Below are 20,654 nucleotides of genomic sequence, written 5' to 3' on the forward strand. Positions count from 1 at the left end.
TCGGCGTATGGCTGCCGAAGCCAGTGAGCGCACTACGGTGTGCGGCGCCTCCAAAGCCGGCCGTGTCGGTCTGCGTGTTGCTACTAGGCCTACCTGCTTCACTTGACCGATCGCAAGTGCGCTTTGTCCAGTTGTGTACGTTTGTGTGCGATTGTTCGGGTGTTGAGGTGCGGGTCGAGGGCGTAGTGTTCGAGGGCGTCAGAAAGCAGTTCACGACCCCAGGAGAAGAGACGGCATGGACCGCGGGACGGTCGGCAGCGCACAGTCGGGCCGGCTTCTGGTCGAGGTGCGGGAAGAGGGCCCCAGTGCCGTCGTGACCCCGGCGGGTGAGTTGGATCACCACACCGCCGATTTGTTGCGCGAGCCACTCGAAGCCTGCCTCGCCAGAGGTCGCAGTCGCCTGGTGGTCGACTGCACGCGCCTGGAGTTCTGTGACTCCACCGGGCTCAACGTGCTGCTCGGAGCCCGCCTCAAGGCGGAGGCGGCCGGTGGTGGAGTCCATCTGGCGGGAATGCTTCCCGTGGTGGCCCGGGTCTTCGAGATCACCGGGGCGGACGCCGTGTTCACCGTGCACGCCACGGTCGAGGCGGCGCTGGCCGACGAACCCGACGCACAGCCCGAGGACGAGGACAAGGACGGCTGATTCGCGCCGTCCGCCCGGAGTCGACACGACACGGGCGAGAACGGGGGTGTCCCGCCCGTCACGCAGGGCAGGAGACATCCTGAACCCGCACATGTCGGCGGCGGGCGCCGACACGAACGACGTCCGGCCACGTACGACTCTGCAGAGATCCGACTCTTGAATGGTGAACCGGTCAATCGGGGAATCGGTGAGGTGAAGCGCTGATGAGCACCACCCGGCCTTACTCGCCGGGCGACCGCGGCCCGGAGCCCAGCCCGGAGCCCAGCGGCGCTTCCGGGGTGTCCCACGGGGACGCACGGGGGGCTGGGGCGTCCGACGGGCGCACGGCTGCCGCGGCGCCCGGGTCGCCGGGCGGCCGTCAGGTACGCCGGCTGAGCTTCGACGACGCCAGCGGCGTCGTTCCGCTCGCCCGTGACTTCGCCCGCCAGGCGCTGTACGCGTGGGGCTGGCTGCCGGCCGCCACCGCCGACCGGCGGGCCGCCGCCGAGGACGTGCTGCTCGTCGTCTCCGAGCTGGTCACCAACGCGTGCCTGCACGCCGAAGGGCCCGACGCGATGGTCCTGGGCTGCGACAACAAGGTGATCCGCGTCGAGGTCTCCGACCGCGGCACGGGCCAGCCGGCCCCGCGCACCCCGCACCGCGCGGGCCGCCCCGGCGGGCACGGCATGTTCATCGTCCAGCGCCTCTGTCTGGACTGGGGCGTCATGCGAGCACAGGGCGTCGCCGGCAAGACGGTCTGGGCGGAGCTGGGCGCCCCCGCCTGACGGCCCCGGCCCCGGCCCCCGCCGCGCTCCCGTCCGGTCACCGGAACGCGGTGACCGGAACGCGGGGCGCGCACGGCCGGGGTGCGCACGCTCTCGGCGTCCGGCCCGTGGGTCGCCGACCGCCGGTCGCCGGCCCGGTCGCCGAACCGGCTTCCGGCCCCGCCCGCCCGGCTCCGCCCCTGCACCCGCGCGGCCCCGCCGCTGCACCCGCGCGGCCCCCGTGGGTCCCCGCGCTCGCCCCTCCCCGCAGGCCTGCGCCGCTGCACCCGCGCGGCCCCCGTGGGTCCCCGCGCTCGCCCCTCCCCGCAGGCCTGCGCGCTCACCCCTCGCAGGCCTGCACGCTCGGTTGCGACACCTGCGCGTGCTCGGCCCCCGCGGTCCCGCGCCTTCGGTCTTCCCGCGTCCCGCGTCCCGCGTCCCGCGTCCCGCGTCCCGCGTCCCGCGTCCCGGTGGCCGCGCCCCTCCCCGCGCCCCGGTTCCGCCGGCCTCCGCCTTCGCGGCTCCGGCCCTCGCCGGATCCGCACCCCCCTCGCGCGCACACGCGGGGCCTTCTCATGGCTTGGGTCCGGGTGTCGGATCGTCACAACTCCGGTCCGTGCCTTCTCTTCCCTCCTCATCGCCCCGGGCGTACCTTGACGGCTCAATCTGATGCCTCGTCAGTAAGGCGGGGCGGTGGGAGTGAGGGGACGGGACCGTGTCGAACCGGAAGCGAACCGCCGTGCTCGCGACTGCCGCGGCCCTGGCCGGCTCGGCGGTGCTGACGGCCGCCCCGGCGGCCATGGCCGAGGTCGTCAACGTCAACTACGGCTGCAAGACGCCCATCGGAGACAAGAGCGCCGTCTCGCCGATCGACATCAAGGGCGTCAAGAGCGGCGACGGATACCGGATCACGATGTCCTGGCAGAAGGGTGTCTCCTCGAGCCCGGTCGAACTCGGCGCGGGCTCCATGAAGCCGAGCGCCACCATCAGGCTGGGAGGCGCGGACAGCGGCACCCTGAACGTCACGGGACCGGCCAACCAGGCCGCGATCCCCGAGAACACCCCCATCAAGATCAGCGATCTGAGCGGCACGTACACCCCGAAGAAGAGCGGCAAGGTCACCTTCACGGCGGGCGTGCTGACCATCAGGGCGCTCGGCACGACCACCACCTGCACCCCGAGCAACACCCCCGGCCCCTCCCTGACCCTCGACGTGACCGCGTCGGGCGGGGGCTCGGGCGGTAGCTCGGGCGGGGGCACGACGGGCGGCGGTACGGCCGGGGCCTCGGACGGCGGAACCAGCGACGGCGGCTCCGGCGGGCAGCTCCCGCAGACCGGCCCCGAGGACTCCGCGATCGCCCTCGGCACCCTCGGCGGCACCGTGCTGCTCGCGGGCGCGGCGGGCGCCCTGTGGCTGACCAGGCGCGACCAGCCGGCCCGAGCCCGCCGCTGACCCCCCCGGAGGAGTGCAGGAGCCGCCGATGCCGTACGCCACCGCCCGCGTCCTGCTGCTGTTCCTGCCGCTCCTGCCGATGCTGCCCGCGTCGCCGGCAGGCGGTCCGGCAGCCCGCCCGGCCGACTGGTCGGCGTCGCCCTCCGGCGCAGGACGGCCGTCGTTCTACGCCGAGGGCACGGCCGGGACGGTGCTGCGCGACACGGTCGCCGTGACCAACCGGGGGACCGGGCCGCTGGCCGTGAGCCTGCGCGGCGCCGGTCCCGGCCTGCGGGTCGCGTTCGCCGAGGCCGCCCTCGACGTCCCCGCCCGCACCCGGGCCGAGGTGCCGTTCACGGTGACGGTTCCGGCGGACGCCCGCCCCGGCGACCGCGCCGGCCGGATCGTCGTACGGGACTCCGCCGGACGGGAGAGCGAGGTGAGGGTGCTGATCCGGGTCGGCGGCCCCCGGCTGGCCGCGCTGACCGTCGAGCACGTGGCCGTGCGCGGCGACCGCATCACCTACGAGCTGGTCAACCGGGGCACCACCGCGCTCGTCCCGCGGCTCGCCGTGCACGCGGACGGCGTCCTGGGCGCCGTCCTGGACCGCGCCCCGCGCGTCCTGCCCGTGCGCCTGCCGCCGGGCCGTCGCCTCGCGCTGTACGAGCCGTGGCCCGACCGCCCGGCTCTGGACGCCGTCACCGTGCGGCTGACGGTCACCGCGCCCGGCGCGGCGCAGGCCACCGGGCGGGCGTCCGCGCGGTTCGTGTCCCGGGGCGCGGCGGCGGGCGCGGCGGGCGGCCTGCTGTCGGCCGCGGCCGCGGCCGCGGCCGCCGCCGTGTCCGTACGACGACGCCGGCGCGGTCCGGCCGTCACCGAAGCCGAGCCGAGGGGAGCGCTGACGTGAGAGGCGAGTTGCGGATCACGGCGCCGGCGCCGGTCCTGCTCCTCCTGCTGCTGTCGCTGGTCTTGTCGGCCGCCCCGGCTCCGGCCGCGGCCGCCGACCGGCCGGCGGTGAAGGTGTCGGCGGCGCAGGCGGGCACGGGCGGCTCGATCACCGTGAGCGGCACCGGCTGGCGGCCGCGCACGTTGCTGATGCTGCTGGTCTGCGGTCAGGCGACGCCGGGCCGGGGTGTGATCGGCGGCACCAACTCCTGTGCCAACGCGGACGGGCGAGCCGTCACCACCGACGCCGACGGCCGCTTCAGCCGGGCGCTGCCGGTGACCGAGCCGCCCGCGCCCTGCCCCTGTGTGGTGCACGTGGCCGCCGCCACCGGTGCGAAGGCGCAGGCCGACGCGGCGTTCCAGGTGGCCGGGCACCCGGTCCGACCGCTGCCGGCGCAGACGGGCGGCGGACGTCTGTCCGTGCTCACCGACACCCGGCTGGACGGCTCCTCGGGCCTGCTGACCTGGTTCGGGGCGCCGCCCGCGCGCACGCTGACCTTCACCGTCGGCAACGTCGGCACCGGCGCCGTGAAGGACCCCGTGTTCCAGGTCGGCGCCGCGCACGGGGTGTTCGCCCCGCAGTGGGACGAACGGCGGTGGCGCGGCACGATCGCCCCCGGCGGGAAGGCCCGCGTCGAACTGCCCGTCGAACTGGCCGCGGGCGCGCACGGCGACTACACGGTCTCCCTGAAGTACGGCGGGAAGGTCCTCGCCGAGCAGCCGTGGGGCGTGGGCCGGCCGTGGGGCGTGACCCTGTTCTGGATCCTGCTCTGCCTGGTCGTCCCGGCGGCGGTGTTCCGCGCCGGGCTGGCGGTGGTGGACCGGGTGCGCCCGCGCCGTCCGGCCCGCCGGCCCTCCCGTGCCGCCGCCTCCGCCCCGGTGCTCGGGCGCAGGCGGAGCACGGGGGCGCGGACCCCGCAGGCCGGGGCACCCGCGCCGAACACGACGCTGCCGTGGTTCACCCCGGACACCGGTCCGGACACCGGTGCGGGCCCCGCGGCACGGCTCCTCTCCGCACCACGGGAGGACCGGCCGACGGCCCCCGGTCCCACGGCTCCGACGACGCCGACGGCTCTCACGGGCCCTGCGCCCCCCACGACTTCGACGGATTCCGCGGGCGGGCCGGATCCCACGGGCGCGACGGATTCCGTGAGCCCGACCACTCCGACGGGCCCGGCGGCTTCGACGACCTGGACCGCTCCCACGGGTCCGACGAGTCCGACGACTCCCCCTCGACCCCACGACTCCGGCAGGAAGGGATCCACGTGAGTGAGAGAGCCATGCCACCCGAGCGGGCCCCCGCGCGCAGGCGGGCGGCGGCCGCGGGCGCCGCCGTCATGCTCACCGGGGCGGCCGTCCTGCTGGGCGTGACCGCCGGTCAGGCGCAGGCGGCCGAGGTGGCCTACGCCACCAAGTGCGTGCCGCCCTCGGGCATCGGCCTGCCCGACGTCGAGGGCACCACGAAGGTCGAGATCAGCGCGCCGGCCACGGCGAAGGTCGGCGACACCGTCGACGTCGTCTGGAAGTTCACGCAGGCCGCGTCCAGGAACCCCGACATCATCGACCTGCCGGCGAACTCCGTTCAGCCGTCCGGCACCCTCAAGGCGGCGGGCGCGCAGACCGCCGACATCGCGATGCAGGGGCCGCGCGAGAACCCGGCGATCCCCAAGGGCGGCGCGATGACGCTGTCCGACATGAAGGGCTCGCTGAAGCTGACGGCGGCCGGACAGGTGACGCTGACGCCGGACGCGTACGTCGTCAACGCGCTGTCGACGGACACCGAGTGCGCGCCGACGCAGGCCGTCCAGCCGTCGGCGACCATCACGGTGACGGCCGGCGGGGGGAGTCCGGGTTCGCCGAGCGGCAGCCCCTCGCAGAGCGGGTCGTCGACGCCCTCGCCGCCCGGCGGGTCCGGGACGCCTTCGTCGTCCGCCTCGTCGCCGGGCGGCGGCTCCGGGCAGACGGACTTCACCGGCAAGACCGTCGACATCCCCTACACCTGCCAGTCGCCCATCGGCGAGAAGCGGGCCACCTCGCCTGTGCAGATCAACGCCCGGAAGAACGGCGGGAGTTACGGCCTGACCGTGCAGTTCAAGAAGTCGGTCATGAACAGCCCGGTCGACATCCCGGCCAACTCCGTGAAGCCGTCGATGCAGATCACCCTGGGCGGCTCGGACAAGGGCTCGGTGAAGGTGACGGGCCCGACCAACCCGGCCCCCGTCAAACAGGGGGCCCCGATCGAGATCCCCGACCTGACCGGCACGTACAAGCCCGGCGCGACCGGTGAGTCGACGCTCTCGCCGGGGGTCCTCGTCATCGAGGCCCTGGGCACGACCACCACGTGCACCCCGGACAGCACGGCGGTCTCCCTGACGCTGAACACCGAGGAGCAGGCCGGCGGCGCGTCGGGCGGCGGCTCGTCGTCCTCGTCCTCCGGCGGCGCGGCGGCCACCGGGGGCGGCGGGCTCGCGGAGACGGGCTCCGGCGACCACGGCGCGCTGAAGGCCCTGGGCCTGGTCGCGGGCACGGCGGTGCTGCTGGGCGGAGCGGTGTTCACGTTCCTGCCGGGCAGAAGGACCCGCTGAGTCCCGGGACGGGGGAGGGGCGGCGCACCCGCTGGGTGCGCCGCCCCTCCCCCGTCGTGAGCAGACGTCAGTTGACGTCGCCCATCAGTTCCTTGACCTTCCTGCGGTACATCCACACCGCGCCGCCGGCGGCGACGGCGAGCACGGCCTCCAGAGCCACGATCCCCGTCTTGTTGAGGTCGACGCCGGCGATGGAGAGCAGCCCGGTCGTGGCGTCACCGGCGGTGACGGCCAGGAACCAGACGCCCATCATCTGCGAGGCGTACTTGGCGGGAGCCATCTTCGTGGTGACCGACAGGCCGACCGGGGAGAGGGTCAGCTCGCCCACGGTCTGCACGAAGTAGATCGCCGCCAGCCACAGCGCGGCCGCCTTGTGACCGCCCTCGGCGATCGACAGCGGGGCGAGGAAGAGGAAGAAGGACGCGCCGACCAGCACGAGGCCCGTCGCGAACTTCACCGCGGTGCTCGGCTCCTTGCCGCGCCGGGCCAGCGCGAGCCAGGCCCAGGCGAAGAGCGGGGCCAGCGCCATGATCAGGACCGGGTTGACCGACTGGTACCAGGAGACCGGGAAGTTCCAGCCGAGGACGCTGTTCTTCGCCGAGGACTCCGCGAACAGGGAGAGCGTCGAACCGCCCTGGTCGTAGATCATCCAGAACACGGCCGCGGCGACGAAGAACCAGATGTACGCCGTCAGCTTGGACTGCTCGGCCCGGTCCAGCTCCCGGTCCCGCTTCATCCGGGCGATGACGAGAACCGGGATGACCAGGCCGGCCACGGTGATCGGGACCAGCAGCCAGTTCAGCGTGTAGACGCCGGAGACGCCCACGACGGCGTAGAAGACGAGGGCGACGGCCGCCCAGAACGCGGCCTTGCGCAGCGTGGCCGCCTTCTCCCGCGCGGACAGCGGCGTGGGGACCACGTCCGAGCGCGGGCTCAGGTGACGGCCGCCGAGCAGGAACTGGACCAGGCCCAGACCCATGCCGAGCGCCGCGAGCGCGAAGCCCAGGTGCCAGTCGACGTTCTCGCCGAGGGTGCCGATGACCAGCGGAGCGGCGAACGCGCCCAGGTTGATGCCGATGTAGAACAGCGTGAAGCCGCCGTCACGGCGCGGGTCGTCGGGACCGTCGTAGAGGTGGCCGACCATCGTGGAGATGTTGGCCTTCAGCAGACCGGAGCCGACGGCGACCAGACCGAGGCCCGCGAAGAAGGTGCCGGCGTACGGCAGCGCGAGGGTCAGGTGGCCGAGCATGATGATCGCGCCGGCGACGGCGACGGTCCTGCGGGGGCCGAGCACGCGGTCCGCGAACCAGCCGCCCGGGAGGGCGAGCAGGTACACGAGCGACAGGTAGACCGAGTAGATCGCGGTCGCCGTCGCGGCGCTGAGGTGCAGGCCGCCGGGGGCGACCAGGTACAGCGGGAGCAGGGCCCTCATGCCGTAGTAGGAGAACCGCTCCCACATCTCGGTCATGAAGAGAGTGGCCAGTCCGCGGGGGTGGCCGAAGAAGGTCTTCCCGGAGCCGGGGGTGTCCGGGCGGACCGGGTCCTTCGTCAGGCTGGACGCCATGTCGTTCCTTGCTGCTCGGGACGCGCTGCACTTGCGCGGTGCGCGCCCGGTGGGGGGCGGCCGGCACCGGCGGACCGCCTCGTCCACCCCTACGCCCGGGGGAGTCCGCTCCGGGTCGCGAAGCGGTGGACGGCGGTCGCCGGGATCCACGCCCCCTCGCGTCGGGGGCCCGGCCACAGGTCATTCCTTCCGGGGCCGGCGGGAACCGGCCCGCACACAAAAGAGACCCTCGGCGTCAAGCCGACCGCCAAAGGTCCCTGTGTACTACAGGCGTTCTTTCACCATACGGCAGCACAATGCCTGATATGGAAGGACTTGAGACGCGAATCACAGGTGATCATGGAACCCTGGCGGCGTTCCGAAGGTCCATACCATCCTGTCATCCCTCGACCACAGGTCCGTACCAGGATCGACGACGGCCCGGTCCCCGCCCGGCGCCCCGACTGTCCGGCATGTCCCTGGGTAAGAAACAGCGTCGTCGATCACACTTCGACCCCTGCTCGCGCGGACTACCATCAGCTCATGACCCGTGTACTGCTCGCCGAGGACGACGCGTCCATCTCGGAGCCGCTGGCCCGCGCCCTGCGCCGGGAAGGCTACGAGGTCGAGGTGCGCGAGGACGGCCCCACCGCACTCGACGCCGGAATGCAGGGCGGTGTCGACCTGGTCGTCCTGGACCTCGGTCTGCCCGGCATGGACGGCCTGGAGGTGGCGCGCCGGCTGCGCTCCGAGGGCCACGCCATCCCGATCCTCATCCTGACCGCGCGCGCCGACGAAGTGGACACCGTCGTCGGCCTGGACGCGGGCGCCGACGACTACGTCACCAAGCCCTTCCGGCTGGCCGAACTGCTCGCCCGGGTCCGGGCCCTGCTGCGGCGCGGCGCGTCCGAGCCCCAGCAGCCGCCCGCCACGCACGGCGTGCGCATCGACGTCGAGTCGCACCGCGCCTGGATGGGCGACGAGGAACTCCAGCTCACCGCCAAGGAGTTCGACCTGCTGCGGGTCCTGGTGCGCGACGCGGGCCGGGTCGTCACCCGCGACCAGCTGATGCGCGAGGTCTGGGACACCACCTGGTGGTCGTCGACCAAGACCCTGGACATGCACATCTCCTGGCTGCGCAAGAAGCTCGGCGACGACGCGGCCAACCCCCGCTACATCGCCACGGTGCGTGGAGTGGGCTTCCGCTTCGAGAAGAGCTGACTGCTCCGCAGGGCTCGGCCGGACGACGCGCGTCACCGTCGACCCGGCTTGTGCGGGATGCGCGTCCCCGGGCCGGTGGGGGCCGGTCGCGCAGTTCCCCGCGCCCCCTGAGGGCGCTGTGCAAACCGCTCTCGACACGTCACCGCCCCGGAGGGCACCGTGCGTCGCCGTCTGATCCAGTCCACGCTCGCCGTCGTGCTCGTCGTCATCGCCGTGTTCGGGGTGTCCCTCGTCATCGTCGAGACCCGCACGATCAGCAACAGCGCCCAGGAACGGGTGGACTCCGAGGCCCTGCGGCTGGCCAGCATCGTGGACAGCCGCCTGGTGGGCGCGGAGGACGTCACCTCCGCGATACTGCGCGACCAGGTCACCCAGGACCGTTACGCCGAGATCAGGATCCCCGGCCGGCCCGTCATCGAGGTCGGCGTCCGGCCCGAGGGCGACGTCATCAGGTCGACGGCGCAGGGGGAGGAGGGCGAGACCGTCCTGGTCCAGGAACCGCGCTCCACGGTGACCCGGGAGGTCGGCCGCACCCTGCTGATCATCGCCCTGGTCGCGCTGCTCGCGGTGATCGCGGCCGTGCTGCTGGCCATCCGCCAGGCGAACCGCCTCGCCTCACCCCTCACCGACCTCGCGGAGACCGCCGAACGCCTGGGCTCGGGCGACCCGCGCCCCCGCCACAAGCGGTACGCCGTCCCCGAGCTGGACCGGGTGGCCGACGTCCTCGACGCCTCCGCGGAGCGCATCGCGCGCATGCTCACCGCCGAACGCCGTCTCGCGGCGGACGCCTCCCACCAGCTGCGCACCCCCCTGACGGCCCTGTCCATGCGGCTGGAGGAGATCACCCTCACCGACGACCCGGACACCGTGAAGGAGGAGGCCACGATCGCGCTGACGCAGGTGGAGCGGCTGACGGACGTCGTGGAACGCCTCCTGACCAACGCCCGCGACCCGCGCACCGGCTCCGCGGTCACCTTCGACCTCGACGAGGTCATCCAGCAGCAGCTCGCCGAGTGGCGCCCCGCCTACCGGGGCGTGGGCCGGGCCATCGTCAGCTCCGGCAAACGCCATCTGCGCGCGGTGGGCACCCCCGGCGCGGTCGCCCAGGTGCTGGCCGCCCTGATCGAGAACTCGCTGATGCACGGCGGCGGCACGGTCGCGCTGCGCACCCGGGTCACCGGCAACCAGGCCGTGGTCGAGGTGACGGACGAGGGCCCCGGCGTCCCCGCCGACCTGGGAGCGCGCATCTTCGAGCGGACGATCAGCGGCCGCAACTCCACGGGCATCGGCCTGGCGGTCGCCCGGGACCTGGCCGAGGCAGACGGCGGCCGGCTCGAGATGCTCCAGGCCCAGCCCCCGGTCTTCGGTCTGTTCCTGTCCCGCACGGCGCCGCAGAAGCGCACGACGCCGGACGAGGGTCCCACGGTCCGCTGAGTCCGGACGGGCGGCGCCGACGGGTCTCAGCTCACGCGCTCCGTGGTCCTGGGCTCCGGCCGCCGGGACTGCTCCGCCACCGTCAGAAAGCTCTCCGCGTCGGCCACGGCCTCCTTCGCGGGCAGCGTCCGGAACACCCACGTCCGGTACGACCAGAACCGGAACAGGGTCGCGATGCCGATGCCGAGGAACTTGAACACGTTGCTCTGCAGCGGGCTGTCCCAGCCGAACCAGTAGGTCGCCGCGTACAGCAGCCCGTTCTCGATCACCAGGCCCACCACGCTGAACAGCAGGAACAGCGTGAGTTCCCTGGTGCGGCCGTTCTTCTCGCGGTCACGGTAGGTGAAGTAGCGGAACCCGACGTAGTTGAAGGCGATCGCCACGACCGTCGCGATGACGCTGGCCCGCACCACCTGCAGGTCGGTCACATGCCGGACGGCGTTGAAGACGCCGAGGTTCACCAGCAGGCCCGCTCCGCCCACGGCTCCGAACTTCGCCAGCTCACGGATGAGCCTCTTCAGCCCCGAGGAACCATGCGCCATGGTCGTACAGGCCCCCGTCCGGGACTCGGTTACGTCAACCCGGCCATGCTAACCACCACTCTTCCCGGTTTCCTGTTGTCCGGCCCACGAGCCGGTGACCGACGCGCGAGATGGGGGAAAACGGCAGGTATGGGGCCGGAAGGCCGACGGTGAGAGGCGCGGGATCCGGCCGGGGTGGCGTGCCCGATACCCTGGGGGCGTGACGTTCCCGGTAGTCGGCATGGTCGGCGGGGGGCAGCTCGCTCGTATGACACACGAGGCGGGCATCCCGCTCGGCATCAGGTTCAAGCTCCTCAGTGACACCCCACAGGATTCCGCGGCGCAGGTCGTGAGCGATGTCGTCATCGGCGACTACCGCGATCTCGACACGCTGCGCGAGTTCGCGCGCGGGTGCGACGTGATCACCTTCGATCACGAACACGTGCCCACCGAGCTCCTCCGGGCGCTGGAGGCGGACGGCATCCCCGTGCGCCCCGGCCCGGACGCGCTCGAGCACGCCCAGGACAAGGGCGTGATGCGGGCCCGGCTCGACGCGCTCGGCGTGCCGTGCCCACGGCACCGGATCGTGAGCGACCCGGCGGACGTCGCCGCGTTCGCCGCCGAAGGCCTGGCGGAGGGCGCGGAGGGCGACGGCTTCCCGGTCGTCCTCAAGACCGTCCGCGGCGGCTACGACGGCAAGGGCGTGTGGGTCGTCGGCTCCGTCGAGGAGGCCGAGGACCCCTTCCGCGCGGGCGTCCCCGTCCTCGCCGAGGAGAAGGTCGACTACGTCCGCGAGCTCGCCGCCAACGTCGTGCGCTCCCCGCACGGCCAGGCGGTCGCCTACCCGGTGGTCGAGTCGCAGCAGGTGGGCGGCGTCTGCGACACGGTGATCGCGCCCGCCCCGGGCCTGGACGAGAGGCTGGCGCTCGAGGCCGAGCAGATGGCCCTGAGCATCGCCAAGGAACTCGGCGTCGTGGGCCACCTCGCGGTCGAGCTGTTCCAGACCCGCGACGGCCGCGTCCTCGTCAACGAGCTGGCGATGCGCCCGCACAACTCGGGCCACTGGTCGATGGACGGCGCGATCACCTCGCAGTTCGCCAACCACGTCCGCGCGGTCCTGGACCTCCCGCTCGGCGACCCGCGTCCGCGCGCCCCCTGGACGGTCATGGTCAACGTCCTCGGCGGCGACTACCCGGACATGTACTCGGCGTACCTGCACTGCATGGCCCGCGACCCCCAGCTGAAGATCCACATGTACGGCAAGGACGTGAAGCCCGGCCGCAAGGTGGGCCACGTCAACACCTACGGCGACGATCTGGACGACGCCCTCGAACGCGCACGTCACGCAGCCGGATACCTGAGAGGCACGATCACCGAATGAGCCCCGTTGTAGGCATCGTCATGGGGTCGGACTCCGACTGGCCCGTCATGGAGGCCGCCGCCCAGGCCCTCGACGAGTTCGAGATCGCGTACGAGGTCGACGTCGTCTCGGCGCACCGCATGCCGCGCGAGATGATCGCGTACGGCGAGCAGGCGGCCGGGCGCGGGCTCAAGGCGATCATCGCGGGCGCCGGCGGCGCGGCCCACCTGCCCGGCATGCTCGCCTCCGTGACGCCGCTGCCGGTGATCGGCGTGCCCGTCCCGCTGAAGTACCTGGACGGCATGGACAGCCTGCTGTCCATCGTGCAGATGCCGGCCGGCGTTCCCGTCGCCACGGTCTCGGTCGGCGGCGCGCGCAACGCCGGTCTGCTGGCCGCCCGGATCCTCGCCGCCCACGACGAGGACCTCCTCGCCCGGATGCGCGACTTCCAGCAGGAGCTGAACGACCAGGCCACCGAGAAGGGCAAGCGCCTGCGCGCCAAGGCCGAGGGCTCGAACGGCTTCGGCTTCGGGAAGTGACGGCGACGTGACAGAGCCGGCCTCGCTGGACGCGGCCCGCGGACTCCTGCGCGAGTTCCCGGTCGTCGACGGCCACAACGACCTCCCCTGGGCGCTGCGCGAACAGGTCCGCTACGACCTCGACGCCCGTGACGTCGCCCAGGACCAGCACGCCCACCTGCACACCGACATCCCCCGGCTGCGCGCGGGCGGCGTCGGCGCGCAGTACTGGTCCGTGTACGTGCGCGCGGACCTGCCCGACGCGGTCCCGGCGACGCTGGAGCAGATCGACTGCGTCCGGCGGCTCATCGCCCGCCATCCGCGCGACCTGCACGCGGCGCTGACGGCCGCGGACATGGAGGAGGCCCGTGCGCAGGGCCGTATCGCCTCGCTCATGGGCGCGGAGGGCGGCCACTCCATCGCCAACTCTCTCGGCGTGCTGCGCGGTCTGTGCGGGCTCGGCGTGCGGTACATGACGCTCACCCACAACGACAACGTGGACTGGGCGGACTCCGCCACCGACGAGCCCAGGGCGGGCGGGCTGACCGCCTTCGGCCGCGAGGTCGTGCGGGAGATGAACCGCGAGGGCATGCTGGTCGACCTCTCGCACGTGGCGGCGACGACGATGCGGGACGCGCTCGACACGACGAGCGCGCCGGTGATCTTCTCCCACTCCTCCGCGCGGGCGGTCTGCGACCACCCCCGCAACATCCCCGACGACGTCCTGGAGCGCCTGCCCGCCAACGGCGGCATGGCGATGGTCACGTTCGTGCCGAAGTTCGTCCTCCAGGCGGCGGTCGACTGGACGGCCGCGGCCGACGACAACATGCGCGCCCACGGCTTCCACCCCCTCGACACCACCCCCGAGGCGATGAAGGTCCACCGGGCCTTCGAGGAGACCCGCCCCCGCCCGGTCGCCACCGTCGCCACGGTCGCCGACCACCTCGACCACATGCGCGAGGCCGCCGGCGTCGACTGCCTCGGCATCGGCGGCGACTACGACGGCACGGCCTTCACCCCCGAGGGCCTCGACGACGTGTCCGGCTACCCCCGGCTGATCGCGGAACTCATGGACCGCGGCTGGTCGAAGGCCGACCTCGCCAAGCTGACCTGGCAGAACGCGGTGCGGGTGCTGGGCGCCGCCGAGGACGTGGCACGGGACCTGCGGGCGACGCGCGCGGCGTCCCACGCGACGATCGAGTCGCTGGACGGCTGAACCCGGCCGCCGGGGCGGACGGACGGGCCGACGCACCCGGCCCGCCCCGGCGACGACGGCGCGCCCGGCCCGCCCCGGCGGTGTCCCGCGCGTGCCCCGCGGTTTTCCGTGCGCGCCTGTCCGCGTACCCCCGAACGCCCCGTCCACCAGGAAGCACGTCGCCCGCCGTGCGACGGTGACCGTACTGCCGATCGACGTACGGAGACCGTCATGGCCGACCTCCAGGACGAACTGCAGTCCCTTGCCGAGCCCGGCGACCTCCTCGACACGGCGCAGACGGCACCCCTGGCCCCGCAACCGCCTCCGGGCAGCCCGCAGGAGCGCGCCAGGGCCCTTCTCGCCGACCACCCCGTCGTCGACGGCCACAGCGGCCTGCCCTGGGCGTTGCGCGACCTGGCCTGGTACGACCTGCAGCTCGGCGACAGCGGCGTCGACACGGATGTGCTCCGGCTGCGCGAGGGCCGGGTGGGCGCCCTGCTGTGGTCGCTGCGTCTGCCCGAGCGCATCGAGGCCGAGCGGGCCGTCGGCGCGACCCTGGAGCAGCTGGACCTGGTCCGGTCGGTGGTCGCCGCGCACCCCGAGGGCCTGCGACTGGCCCGCAGCGCCGGGCAGGTCATCGACGCCCGCAACTGCGGCCGGGTCGCCGTCGTCCTGGGCCCGGCCGGCGCCGCCGCCCTCGACGACTCCCTGGGCATCCTGCGTGTGCTGCACACCCTCGGCCTGCGGGTCCTCACCCTGGCCGGCGCCTCCTGGGCGGGCGAGGCGGGGCTGACCCGGTTCGGCGAGGAGGTCCTGCGGGAGATGAACCGGCTCGGCGTCCTCGCCGACGTGTCCGGGGCCTCCGACGCCACGATCGCCCGGGCCCTCGCGCTGTCCAGGACGCCGGTCCTGTGCACCCGCTCCGCCGCCCGCTCCCTGCGCGCCCACCCCGACAACCTGTCCGACGCGCTGCTCGCCGAGCTGGGCGCGGCCAAGGGACTGTGCCTGGTGCCGTCGTCGCCCGAGCGGAGCGGACCGGGCGTGCAGGACGTGGCCGACCATCTCGACCACGTCCGCGCGATCGCCGGCCCCGAGAGCGTCGGCCTGTCCGGCCACGCCCCGGGCGCCGGCGCCGCCCCGGGCTACCCGCACCTGATCGCCGAGCTTCTCCGCCGTGGCTGGCCGGAGACCGACGTCACCCTGCTGACCTGGGGCAACATGCAACGCGTCCTGCGCTCGGCGGACTTCGCGGCCCGCGCGGCACGTGAGCGCCGCAAACCGTCGGCGGCGCGCATCAGCGAACTGGACCCGACGGACGCCTGAACCGGCCGCACGGATTCCGCCCGGCCCCCGACGACGGGCCCGCAGACCCTCCTTCCCGCGGGGACCCTCCTGCCCGCGGGCCGGTCTCGCGGGCCCGGTGCGGCGGTCAGGCAGGGGGCTGTTCGATGCGGCACAGGCAGAACGGGTGGCCCGCCGGGTCGGCGTACACCTGGAAGTCCTTCTCCTCGCGGTCCTCCACGTCCAGCGGGCGGGCCCCCAGCTTCAGCACCCGCTCGTGCGCCTCGTCCATCTCCGCCCAGGTGGCGCCGCCGTCGAGGTCGAGGTGGAACTGCTGCGGATTGCGGTCGGCGCGCGGCCACTCCGGCGGGGTGTACCCCTCCACCTGCTGGAAGGCGATGCGGGGGCCGCCGGGCACATGCAGCACGTACCAGTCGTCCGACCCCTCCTCGGCCTCGGGCGTGCCGCCCAGGACCGCCGCGTAGAACGCGGCGAGCGCGCGCGGATCGGGGCAGTCGAGCACGACGGAGCGGAAGCGGGCGACGGGCGGCATGGACCCTCCTGAGTCAGACGTGGAGCAGGACGTGAAGCGGCGCGCGAGCGCGCGGTGCGGGCGTGCGGCGGGCGGTCCCCGGGCCGCCGCGCCGGACTCAGCAGCGGCACAGGCAGAACGGGTGCCCGGCTGGATCGGCGTACACACGCCAACTGCGTGAGCGGTCCTCCGCGTCCAGCGGTTTCGCGCCCAGGGCGAGCACACCCCGCTCGGCGACGTCCAGGTCGGCGACGGTCAGGTCGAGGTGGAACTGCTGCGACCGCTCCGGCGCGGGCCACGCGGGCGGGACGAACCCGGGGGCGGCCTGGAAGCCCAGCGACCGGCCGTCGGGCGTCTTCACGTCCACCCAGTCCCCGTCGCCCTCGACGGTGCCGCCCAGTACCTCGGCGTAGAACGCGGCCAGTGCACGCGGGTCGGGACAGTCCAGGACGACCTGGCCCAGTTCGGCGAGTGCCATGACTTCCTCCTCGGAGTCGGAGTTGCCGGAGTTGCCTCCCCTTGCCCGCCACCGGTTACCCGTAAAAGCCGATAGCAGGTAACGGTTACCGCATACTGGCGCATTGGCGGTAACGTCGCAAGCATGAGCGACAGATCGGCCGCCCCCGGAGGCCTCGCGCTGGTGGAGTCCCTGGTCAACACGCTGGACATCGAGTCCGGCGCCGACGCGCTGGACACGGCGCAGGGGCGGGCGCTCTTCGGGCTGACCGAAGGCGAGGTGGAGGAGGCCCGCGCACTGCGGGAGTCCCTGCGGGCCGCCCTGCTGGCGCACACGGGGCACGCGCCGCACCGCCCGGTGACCCCGCTGGGCGAACTGCTGGCGTCCGCGCCCCTCGTGGTGGCCGTCGACGAGCGGGACGGCTCGGCATGCCTCGCGCCCCCCGGCCCCGCCGACGGCGCCTCGTTGCTCTCCCGGACGGCCGCCGCCGTGGCCCAGGCGCTGGTCGCGGGCACCTGGACCCGGCTGAAGGCCTGCGAGGCCGTGACCTGCCACTGGGCTTACTACGACCGCAGCCCGGCCGGCCGGGGCCGCTGGTGCTCGATGCAGGTGTGCGGGGCGCGCGCCAAGATGCGCCGATACCGGTCGAAATAGGTCACCGGCCAGTTCGCGAAACGCGAAGCGGTTCACCGGCCGGGCGGCGACCGGTGCAGGGGTTCACCGGCCCTGTCGCCGCCCGGTGGTGCAGAATGCAGCAAGACGCCGGTTCGGCCGACTGAGCCTCGGCCGAACCGTCGTCGCCCTTCCTGCTGTGGCCCGGCCCGGCCCGCCGTGGCCCGGCCCGGCGTCGGCCGCGGGCGCTACGCGGTCGGGCGGCCCATGGCCCGGTAGGTCCACCCCGCCTTGCGCCACAGCTCCGGGTCCAGCGCGTTGCGGCCGTCGAGGATCAGCCGGTCCGTCGCGACCTCGCCCAGCGCCGCCGGGTCCAGATCACGGAACTCCCGCCACTCGGTGAGGTGCAGCACGGCGTCCGCGCCCCGCACGGCGTCGAGGGCCGAGTCGGCGTAACCCAGGGTCGGGAAGAGCCGGCGGGCGTTCTCCATCCCCTTCGGGTCGTACACGGTGACCTGGCCGCCCTGCAGATGGATCTGCCCGGCGACGTTGAGCGCGGGCGAGTCCCGGACGTCGTCCGAGTCGGGCTTGAAGGTGGCGCCCAGCACGGCGATCCGCTTGCCGAGGAAGGACCCGCCCCCCAGCTCCTGCCGCGCCAGCTCGACCATCCGCCCGCGCTGACGCATGTTGACGGAGTCGATCTCCCGCAGGAAGGTCAGTGCCTGGTCGGCGCCCAGCTCACCGGCCCGGGCCATGAACGCGCGGATGTCCTTGGGCAGACAGCCGCCGCCGAACCCGATCCCCGCCCGCAGGAACTTCTTGCCGATCCGGTCGTCGTAGCCTATGGCCTCGGCCAGCTTGGCGACGTCGCCGTCGGCGGCCTCGCACACCTCCGCCATCGCGTTGATGAAGGAGATCTTGGTGGCGAGGAAGGAGTTGGCGGACGTCTTCACCAGCTCGGCCGTCGGGAAGTCCGTGACGACGAACGGGGTGCCCTCCGCGACGGGCGTCTCGTACACCTGCCGCAACAGCGTCTCCGCCCGCTCGCTGCGCACCCCGACGACGATCCGGTCCGGGTGCAGCGTGTCCTGCACCGCGAAGCCCTCCCGCAGGAACTCCGGGTTCCAGGCCAGCTCGGCTTCCTCGCCGACGGGCGCGAGCGCGGCGATCGTGCGGGCCAGCCGGTCGGCGGAGCCCACCGGCACGGTCGACTTGCCCACGACGAGGGCGGGCCGCGTCAGATGCGGGGCGAGGGAGGCGACGGCGGACTCCACGTACGACATGTCGCAGGCGTACTCGCCGTGCTTCTGCGGCGTGTTGACGCAGACGAAGTGGACGTCGCCGAAGGCTCCCACCTCCGCCCAGTCCTGGGTGAACCGCAGCCGCCCGCTCGACCCCTCGAACCCGGCGACGTGCCGGCGCAGCAGCTCCTCGAGACCCGGCTCGTACATGGGGGTCTCACCGCGTTCGAGCATCTCGATCTTCTCGCGCACGATGTCGAGCGCGAGCACCTCGAAGCCCAGCTCGGCCATGGCCGCGGCGTGCGTGGCGCCGAGATAGCCGGTGCCGATCACGGTGATCTTGAGGGCCATGGATGCTCCTGGTGGGGGTTGCCGTCGCTGCGCGCCCGAGCATAGTCGGGGCGTGCCGACGCCCCTCACCGGGCAGATCACCGAAGGGAGGAACGCTGTCGCCAAGCTCACGTATCACTGGGATCGGCGGACCTCTAAAATTGGAGTTACTTAACGGTAATTAGCGTCGGTGGACGCAGCGTCTCGTGGAGTGTGAGGACACCTTGGCCGGATCGGCTGACTTCGACCTGTACCGCCCGTCCGAGGAGCACGACATGCTCCGCGACGCCATCCGCTCCCTGTCCGAAGCGAAGATCGCGCCGCACGCGGCGGCGGTGGACGAGGAGGCCCGTTTCCCCCAGGAGGCGCTGGACGCGCTGGTGGCGAGCGACCTGCACGCCGTGCACGTTCCCGAGGAGTACGGCGGCGCGGGCGCCGACGCGCTGGCGACGGTCATAGTGATCGAGGAGGTGGCCCGCGTCTGCGTGTCCTCCTCCCTGATCCCCGCCGTGAACAAGCTCGGCTCGCTCCCGGTGATCCTCTCCGGCTCCGAGGACCTGAAGAAGAGGTACCTGTCGCCGCTGGCCAAGGGCGACGCGATGTTCTCGTACGCCCTCTCCGAGCCGGACGCGGGCTCGGACGCGGCCGGCATGAAGACCAAGGCGGTCCGCGACGGCGACCACTGGATCCTCAACGGCGTGAAGCGCTGGATCACCAACGCCGGCGTGAGCGACTACTACACGGTCATGGCCGTGACCGACCCGACGAAGCGCAGCAAGGGCATCTCCGCGTTCGTCGTCGAGAAGTCCGACCCGGGCGTCTCCTTCGGCGCCCCGGAGAAGAAGCTGGGCATCAAGGGCTCCCCGACCCGCGAGGTCTACTTCGACAACGTCCGCATCCCGGCCGACCGCATGATCGGCGAGGAGGGCACGGGCTTCGCGACCGCCATGAAGACCCTGGACCACACCCGCATCACCATCGCCGCGCAGGCCCTCGGAGTCGCCCAGGGCGCCTTCGACTACGCCAAGGGCTACGTCCAGGAGCGCAAGCAGTTCGGCAAGCCGATCGCCGACTTCCAGGGCATCCAGTTCATGCTCGCCGACATGGCCATGAAGATCGAGGCGGCCCGCCAGCTCACGTACGCGGCGGCGGCCAAGTCCGAGCGCCTGGACTCCGACCTCACCTTCCAGGGCGCGGCCGCCAAGTGCTTCGCCTCGGACGTGGCGATGGAGGTCACCACCGACGCGGTCCAGCTCCTCGGCGGCTACGGATACACCCGCGACTACCCGGTCGAGCGGATGATGCGCGACGCGAAGATCACGCAGATTTATGAGGGCACGAACCAGGTCCAGCGGATCGTGATGGCGAGGAACCTGCCGTAGGCGACCACGCAGGCGCAGGAAGGAAGGCTCCGGCGGGCAGGTGCCGGGGCCTTCGGCGCACCCTTCTTCGTGCCCCGTCCGTCGTACCCCGTCTCAGTCCTCGAGTCCCTCCGAGATCCGCCGCTCACGCAGTTCCATGATCGCGCGCCGGCGGGCCAGCCGGTGCGTGCGGCGGATCTGGGCCTCCTGGTAGCGGCGTTCGTCGCGTTCGGTCTCCGGGAGGACCGGCGGGACCGCGCGGGGCCTGCCGTCGGCGTCGACGGCGGCGAAGACCAGGTAGGCCGAGCCTACCTGGGTGGCGGGGGCGGACTCGTTCCAGCGCTCGGCCAGCACCCGCACCCCGACCTCCATCGAGGTCCGGCCGGTCCAGTTGACCTGCGCCTTGACGTGGACGAGGTCGCCGACGCGGACCGGCTCCAGGAATGCCATCTCGTCCATGGAGGCGGTGACGGCGGGCCCGCCGGAGTGCCGGCCGGCCACCGCGCCCGCCGCGTCGTCGACGAGCTTCATGATCACTCCACCGTGCACCGTCCCCAGCAGGTTGGTGTCGGCGTGGGTCATGATGTGGCTGAGGGTGGTGCGGGACGCGGACGTGGGCTTGCCCGGAATGTCCTGGGTGCTGCCCGAGTCCGCCGCGGTGACCTGGTCTGTCATGTCCTCCACCTTATGCCGAGGGGGA

At 73.0% G+C, this 20,654-nt stretch carries 20 protein-coding genes; 14 read left to right on the forward strand and 6 right to left on the reverse strand.

Annotated features, from left to right (window positions below; genetic code table 11):
- Positions 1 to 235 precede the first annotated feature (235 nt).
- The 6 genes from IE239_RS14420 to IE239_RS14445 all read left to right on the forward strand — a co-directional run bounded on the left by IE239_RS14420 (position 236) and on the right by IE239_RS14445 (position 6,348).
- A complete protein-coding gene (locus tag IE239_RS14420) occupies positions 236 to 643 on the forward strand; it encodes an STAS domain-containing protein (protein WP_190149678.1) in 408 nt (135 codons plus the stop codon).
- Positions 644 to 846: 203 nt separating this feature from the next.
- Positions 847 to 1,407, forward strand: coding sequence for an ATP-binding protein (locus tag IE239_RS14425; protein WP_190149679.1), 561 nt, complete (start codon positions 847 to 849; stop codon positions 1,405 to 1,407).
- Between the two features lie 694 nt (positions 1,408 to 2,101).
- Positions 2,102 to 2,839: an LPXTG cell wall anchor domain-containing protein gene (locus tag IE239_RS14430; protein ID WP_190149680.1), complete on the forward strand. Its 738-nt coding sequence runs from the start codon at positions 2,102 to 2,104 to the stop codon at positions 2,837 to 2,839.
- A gap of 28 nt (positions 2,840 to 2,867) precedes the next feature.
- Positions 2,868 to 3,725 (forward strand): COG1361 family protein, encoded by an 858-nt coding sequence (locus IE239_RS14435; protein WP_190149681.1) that lies wholly within the window; start codon positions 2,868 to 2,870, stop codon positions 3,723 to 3,725.
- Positions 3,722 to 5,032 carry a hypothetical protein gene (locus tag IE239_RS14440; protein ID WP_373308098.1) on the forward strand — a complete coding sequence of 437 codons (1,311 nt, stop codon included), beginning with the start codon at positions 3,722 to 3,724 and terminating at the stop codon, positions 5,030 to 5,032. The genes IE239_RS14435 and IE239_RS14440 overlap by 4 nt, the downstream gene beginning before the upstream one ends.
- A gap of 68 nt (positions 5,033 to 5,100) precedes the next feature.
- The gene (locus IE239_RS14445) at positions 5,101 to 6,348 is read left to right on the forward strand and encodes a hypothetical protein (RefSeq protein ID WP_190149740.1); all 1,248 of its coding nucleotides are present in this window, start codon (positions 5,101 to 5,103) and stop codon (positions 6,346 to 6,348) included.
- Between the two features lie 67 nt (positions 6,349 to 6,415).
- Here the strand turns inward: IE239_RS14445 and IE239_RS14450 are convergent, their stop codons facing one another.
- Positions 6,416 to 7,912 carry an oligopeptide:H+ symporter gene (locus IE239_RS14450; protein ID WP_190149682.1) on the reverse strand — a complete coding sequence of 499 codons (1,497 nt, stop codon included), beginning with the start codon at positions 7,910 to 7,912 and terminating at the stop codon, positions 6,416 to 6,418.
- A 522-nt stretch (positions 7,913 to 8,434) separates the two neighbouring features.
- Between IE239_RS14450 and IE239_RS14455 the strand changes: the two genes are divergently transcribed.
- Together IE239_RS14455 and IE239_RS14460 are read left to right on the forward strand one after the other, a co-directional pair.
- Complete coding sequence (locus IE239_RS14455; RefSeq protein WP_069768534.1) at positions 8,435 to 9,112, forward strand: response regulator transcription factor; 678 nt, start codon at positions 8,435 to 8,437, stop codon at positions 9,110 to 9,112.
- Positions 9,113 to 9,271: 159 nt separating this feature from the next.
- Entirely contained in the window at positions 9,272 to 10,546 is a 1,275-nt protein-coding gene (locus IE239_RS14460; protein ID WP_190149683.1) for a sensor histidine kinase, read from the forward strand.
- Between the two features lie 26 nt (positions 10,547 to 10,572).
- Here IE239_RS14460 and IE239_RS14465 read toward each other — a convergent pair whose 3' ends face one another.
- Positions 10,573 to 11,088, reverse strand: coding sequence for a GtrA family protein (locus IE239_RS14465; protein ID WP_190149684.1), 516 nt, complete (start codon positions 11,086 to 11,088; stop codon positions 10,573 to 10,575).
- Positions 11,089 to 11,287: 199 nt separating this feature from the next.
- Here IE239_RS14465 and IE239_RS14470 point away from each other — a divergent pair, with 199 nt between their 5' ends.
- The 4 genes from IE239_RS14470 (at position 11,288) to IE239_RS14485 (ending at position 15,463) form a co-directional block, all read left to right on the forward strand.
- A complete protein-coding gene (locus IE239_RS14470) occupies positions 11,288 to 12,448 on the forward strand; it encodes a 5-(carboxyamino)imidazole ribonucleotide synthase (RefSeq protein WP_190149685.1) in 1,161 nt (386 codons plus the stop codon).
- A complete protein-coding gene (gene purE, locus IE239_RS14475; RefSeq protein ID WP_190149686.1) occupies positions 12,445 to 12,966 on the forward strand; it encodes a 5-(carboxyamino)imidazole ribonucleotide mutase in 522 nt (173 codons plus the stop codon). Before IE239_RS14470 ends, purE begins: the two co-directional genes overlap by 4 nt.
- Positions 12,967 to 12,973: 7 nt before the next feature.
- Positions 12,974 to 14,161 (forward strand): dipeptidase, encoded by a 1,188-nt coding sequence (locus tag IE239_RS14480; RefSeq protein ID WP_190149687.1) that lies wholly within the window; start codon positions 12,974 to 12,976, stop codon positions 14,159 to 14,161.
- A 210-nt stretch (positions 14,162 to 14,371) separates the two neighbouring features.
- On the forward strand, positions 14,372 to 15,463 hold the full coding sequence (locus IE239_RS14485; RefSeq protein ID WP_190149688.1) for a dipeptidase: 1,092 nt from the start codon (positions 14,372 to 14,374) through the stop codon (positions 15,461 to 15,463).
- A gap of 106 nt (positions 15,464 to 15,569) precedes the next feature.
- On the opposite strand, the gene IE239_RS14490 is transcribed toward IE239_RS14485, so the two are convergent.
- Entirely contained in the window at positions 15,570 to 15,974 is a 405-nt protein-coding gene (locus tag IE239_RS14490) for a VOC family protein (protein WP_190149689.1), read from the reverse strand.
- A 97-nt stretch (positions 15,975 to 16,071) separates the two neighbouring features.
- Positions 16,072 to 16,431 carry a VOC family protein gene (locus IE239_RS14495; RefSeq protein WP_190149690.1) on the reverse strand — a complete coding sequence of 120 codons (360 nt, stop codon included), beginning with the start codon at positions 16,429 to 16,431 and terminating at the stop codon, positions 16,072 to 16,074.
- 123 nt (positions 16,432 to 16,554) lie between these two features.
- On the opposite strand from IE239_RS14495, the gene IE239_RS14500 reads away from it, so the two are divergent.
- On the forward strand, positions 16,555 to 17,064 hold the full coding sequence (locus tag IE239_RS14500; RefSeq protein WP_190149691.1) for a CGNR zinc finger domain-containing protein: 510 nt from the start codon (positions 16,555 to 16,557) through the stop codon (positions 17,062 to 17,064).
- A 206-nt stretch (positions 17,065 to 17,270) separates the two neighbouring features.
- Here the strand turns inward: IE239_RS14500 and IE239_RS14505 are convergent, their stop codons facing one another.
- Entirely contained in the window at positions 17,271 to 18,614 is a 1,344-nt protein-coding gene (locus tag IE239_RS14505) for a UDP-glucose dehydrogenase family protein (RefSeq protein ID WP_190149692.1), read from the reverse strand.
- A 203-nt stretch (positions 18,615 to 18,817) separates the two neighbouring features.
- Between IE239_RS14505 and IE239_RS14510 the strand changes: the two genes are divergently transcribed.
- Positions 18,818 to 19,975 carry an acyl-CoA dehydrogenase gene (locus tag IE239_RS14510; protein ID WP_190149693.1) on the forward strand — a complete coding sequence of 386 codons (1,158 nt, stop codon included), beginning with the start codon at positions 18,818 to 18,820 and terminating at the stop codon, positions 19,973 to 19,975.
- Positions 19,976 to 20,068: 93 nt separating this feature from the next.
- Here IE239_RS14510 and IE239_RS14515 read toward each other — a convergent pair whose 3' ends face one another.
- On the reverse strand, positions 20,069 to 20,629 hold the full coding sequence (locus IE239_RS14515; RefSeq protein ID WP_190149694.1) for an acyl-CoA thioesterase: 561 nt from the start codon (positions 20,627 to 20,629) through the stop codon (positions 20,069 to 20,071).
- Positions 20,630 to 20,654: the final 25 nt, after the last annotated feature.

The organism is Streptomyces humidus (assembly GCF_014649655.1).
In the GTDB taxonomy this organism is placed as follows: domain Bacteria; phylum Actinomycetota; class Actinomycetes; order Streptomycetales; family Streptomycetaceae; genus Streptomyces; species Streptomyces humidus.

What these genes read in the sequence shown, in the direction of transcription:
- IE239_RS14420 (WP_190149678.1), top strand. Translation starts at nt 236, where the DNA reads ATGGACCGCGGGACGGTCGGCAGCGCACAGTCGGGCCGGCTTCTGGTC.
- IE239_RS14425 (WP_190149679.1), top strand. Translation starts at nt 847, where the DNA reads ATGAGCACCACCCGGCCTTACTCGCCGGGCGACCGCGGCCCGGAGCCC.
- IE239_RS14435 (WP_190149681.1), top strand. Translation starts at nt 2,868, where the DNA reads ATGCCGTACGCCACCGCCCGCGTCCTGCTGCTGTTCCTGCCGCTCCTG.
- IE239_RS14445 (WP_190149740.1), top strand. Translation starts at nt 5,101, where the DNA reads ATGCTCACCGGGGCGGCCGTCCTGCTGGGCGTGACCGCCGGTCAGGCG.
- IE239_RS14450 (WP_190149682.1), bottom strand. Translation starts at nt 7,912, where the DNA reads ATGGCGTCCAGCCTGACGAAGGACCCGGTCCGCCCGGACACCCCCGGC.
- IE239_RS14455 (WP_069768534.1), top strand. Translation starts at nt 8,435, where the DNA reads ATGACCCGTGTACTGCTCGCCGAGGACGACGCGTCCATCTCGGAGCCG.
- IE239_RS14465 (WP_190149684.1), bottom strand. Translation starts at nt 11,088, where the DNA reads ATGGCGCATGGTTCCTCGGGGCTGAAGAGGCTCATCCGTGAGCTGGCG.
- purE (WP_190149686.1), top strand. Translation starts at nt 12,445, where the DNA reads ATGAGCCCCGTTGTAGGCATCGTCATGGGGTCGGACTCCGACTGGCCC.
- IE239_RS14485 (WP_190149688.1), top strand. Translation starts at nt 14,372, where the DNA reads ATGGCCGACCTCCAGGACGAACTGCAGTCCCTTGCCGAGCCCGGCGAC.
- IE239_RS14490 (WP_190149689.1), bottom strand. Translation starts at nt 15,974, where the DNA reads ATGCCGCCCGTCGCCCGCTTCCGCTCCGTCGTGCTCGACTGCCCCGAT.
- IE239_RS14495 (WP_190149690.1), bottom strand. Translation starts at nt 16,431, where the DNA reads ATGGCACTCGCCGAACTGGGCCAGGTCGTCCTGGACTGTCCCGACCCG.
- IE239_RS14500 (WP_190149691.1), top strand. Translation starts at nt 16,555, where the DNA reads ATGAGCGACAGATCGGCCGCCCCCGGAGGCCTCGCGCTGGTGGAGTCC.
- IE239_RS14505 (WP_190149692.1), bottom strand. Translation starts at nt 18,614, where the DNA reads ATGGCCCTCAAGATCACCGTGATCGGCACCGGCTATCTCGGCGCCACG.
- IE239_RS14515 (WP_190149694.1), bottom strand. Translation starts at nt 20,629, where the DNA reads ATGACAGACCAGGTCACCGCGGCGGACTCGGGCAGCACCCAGGACATT.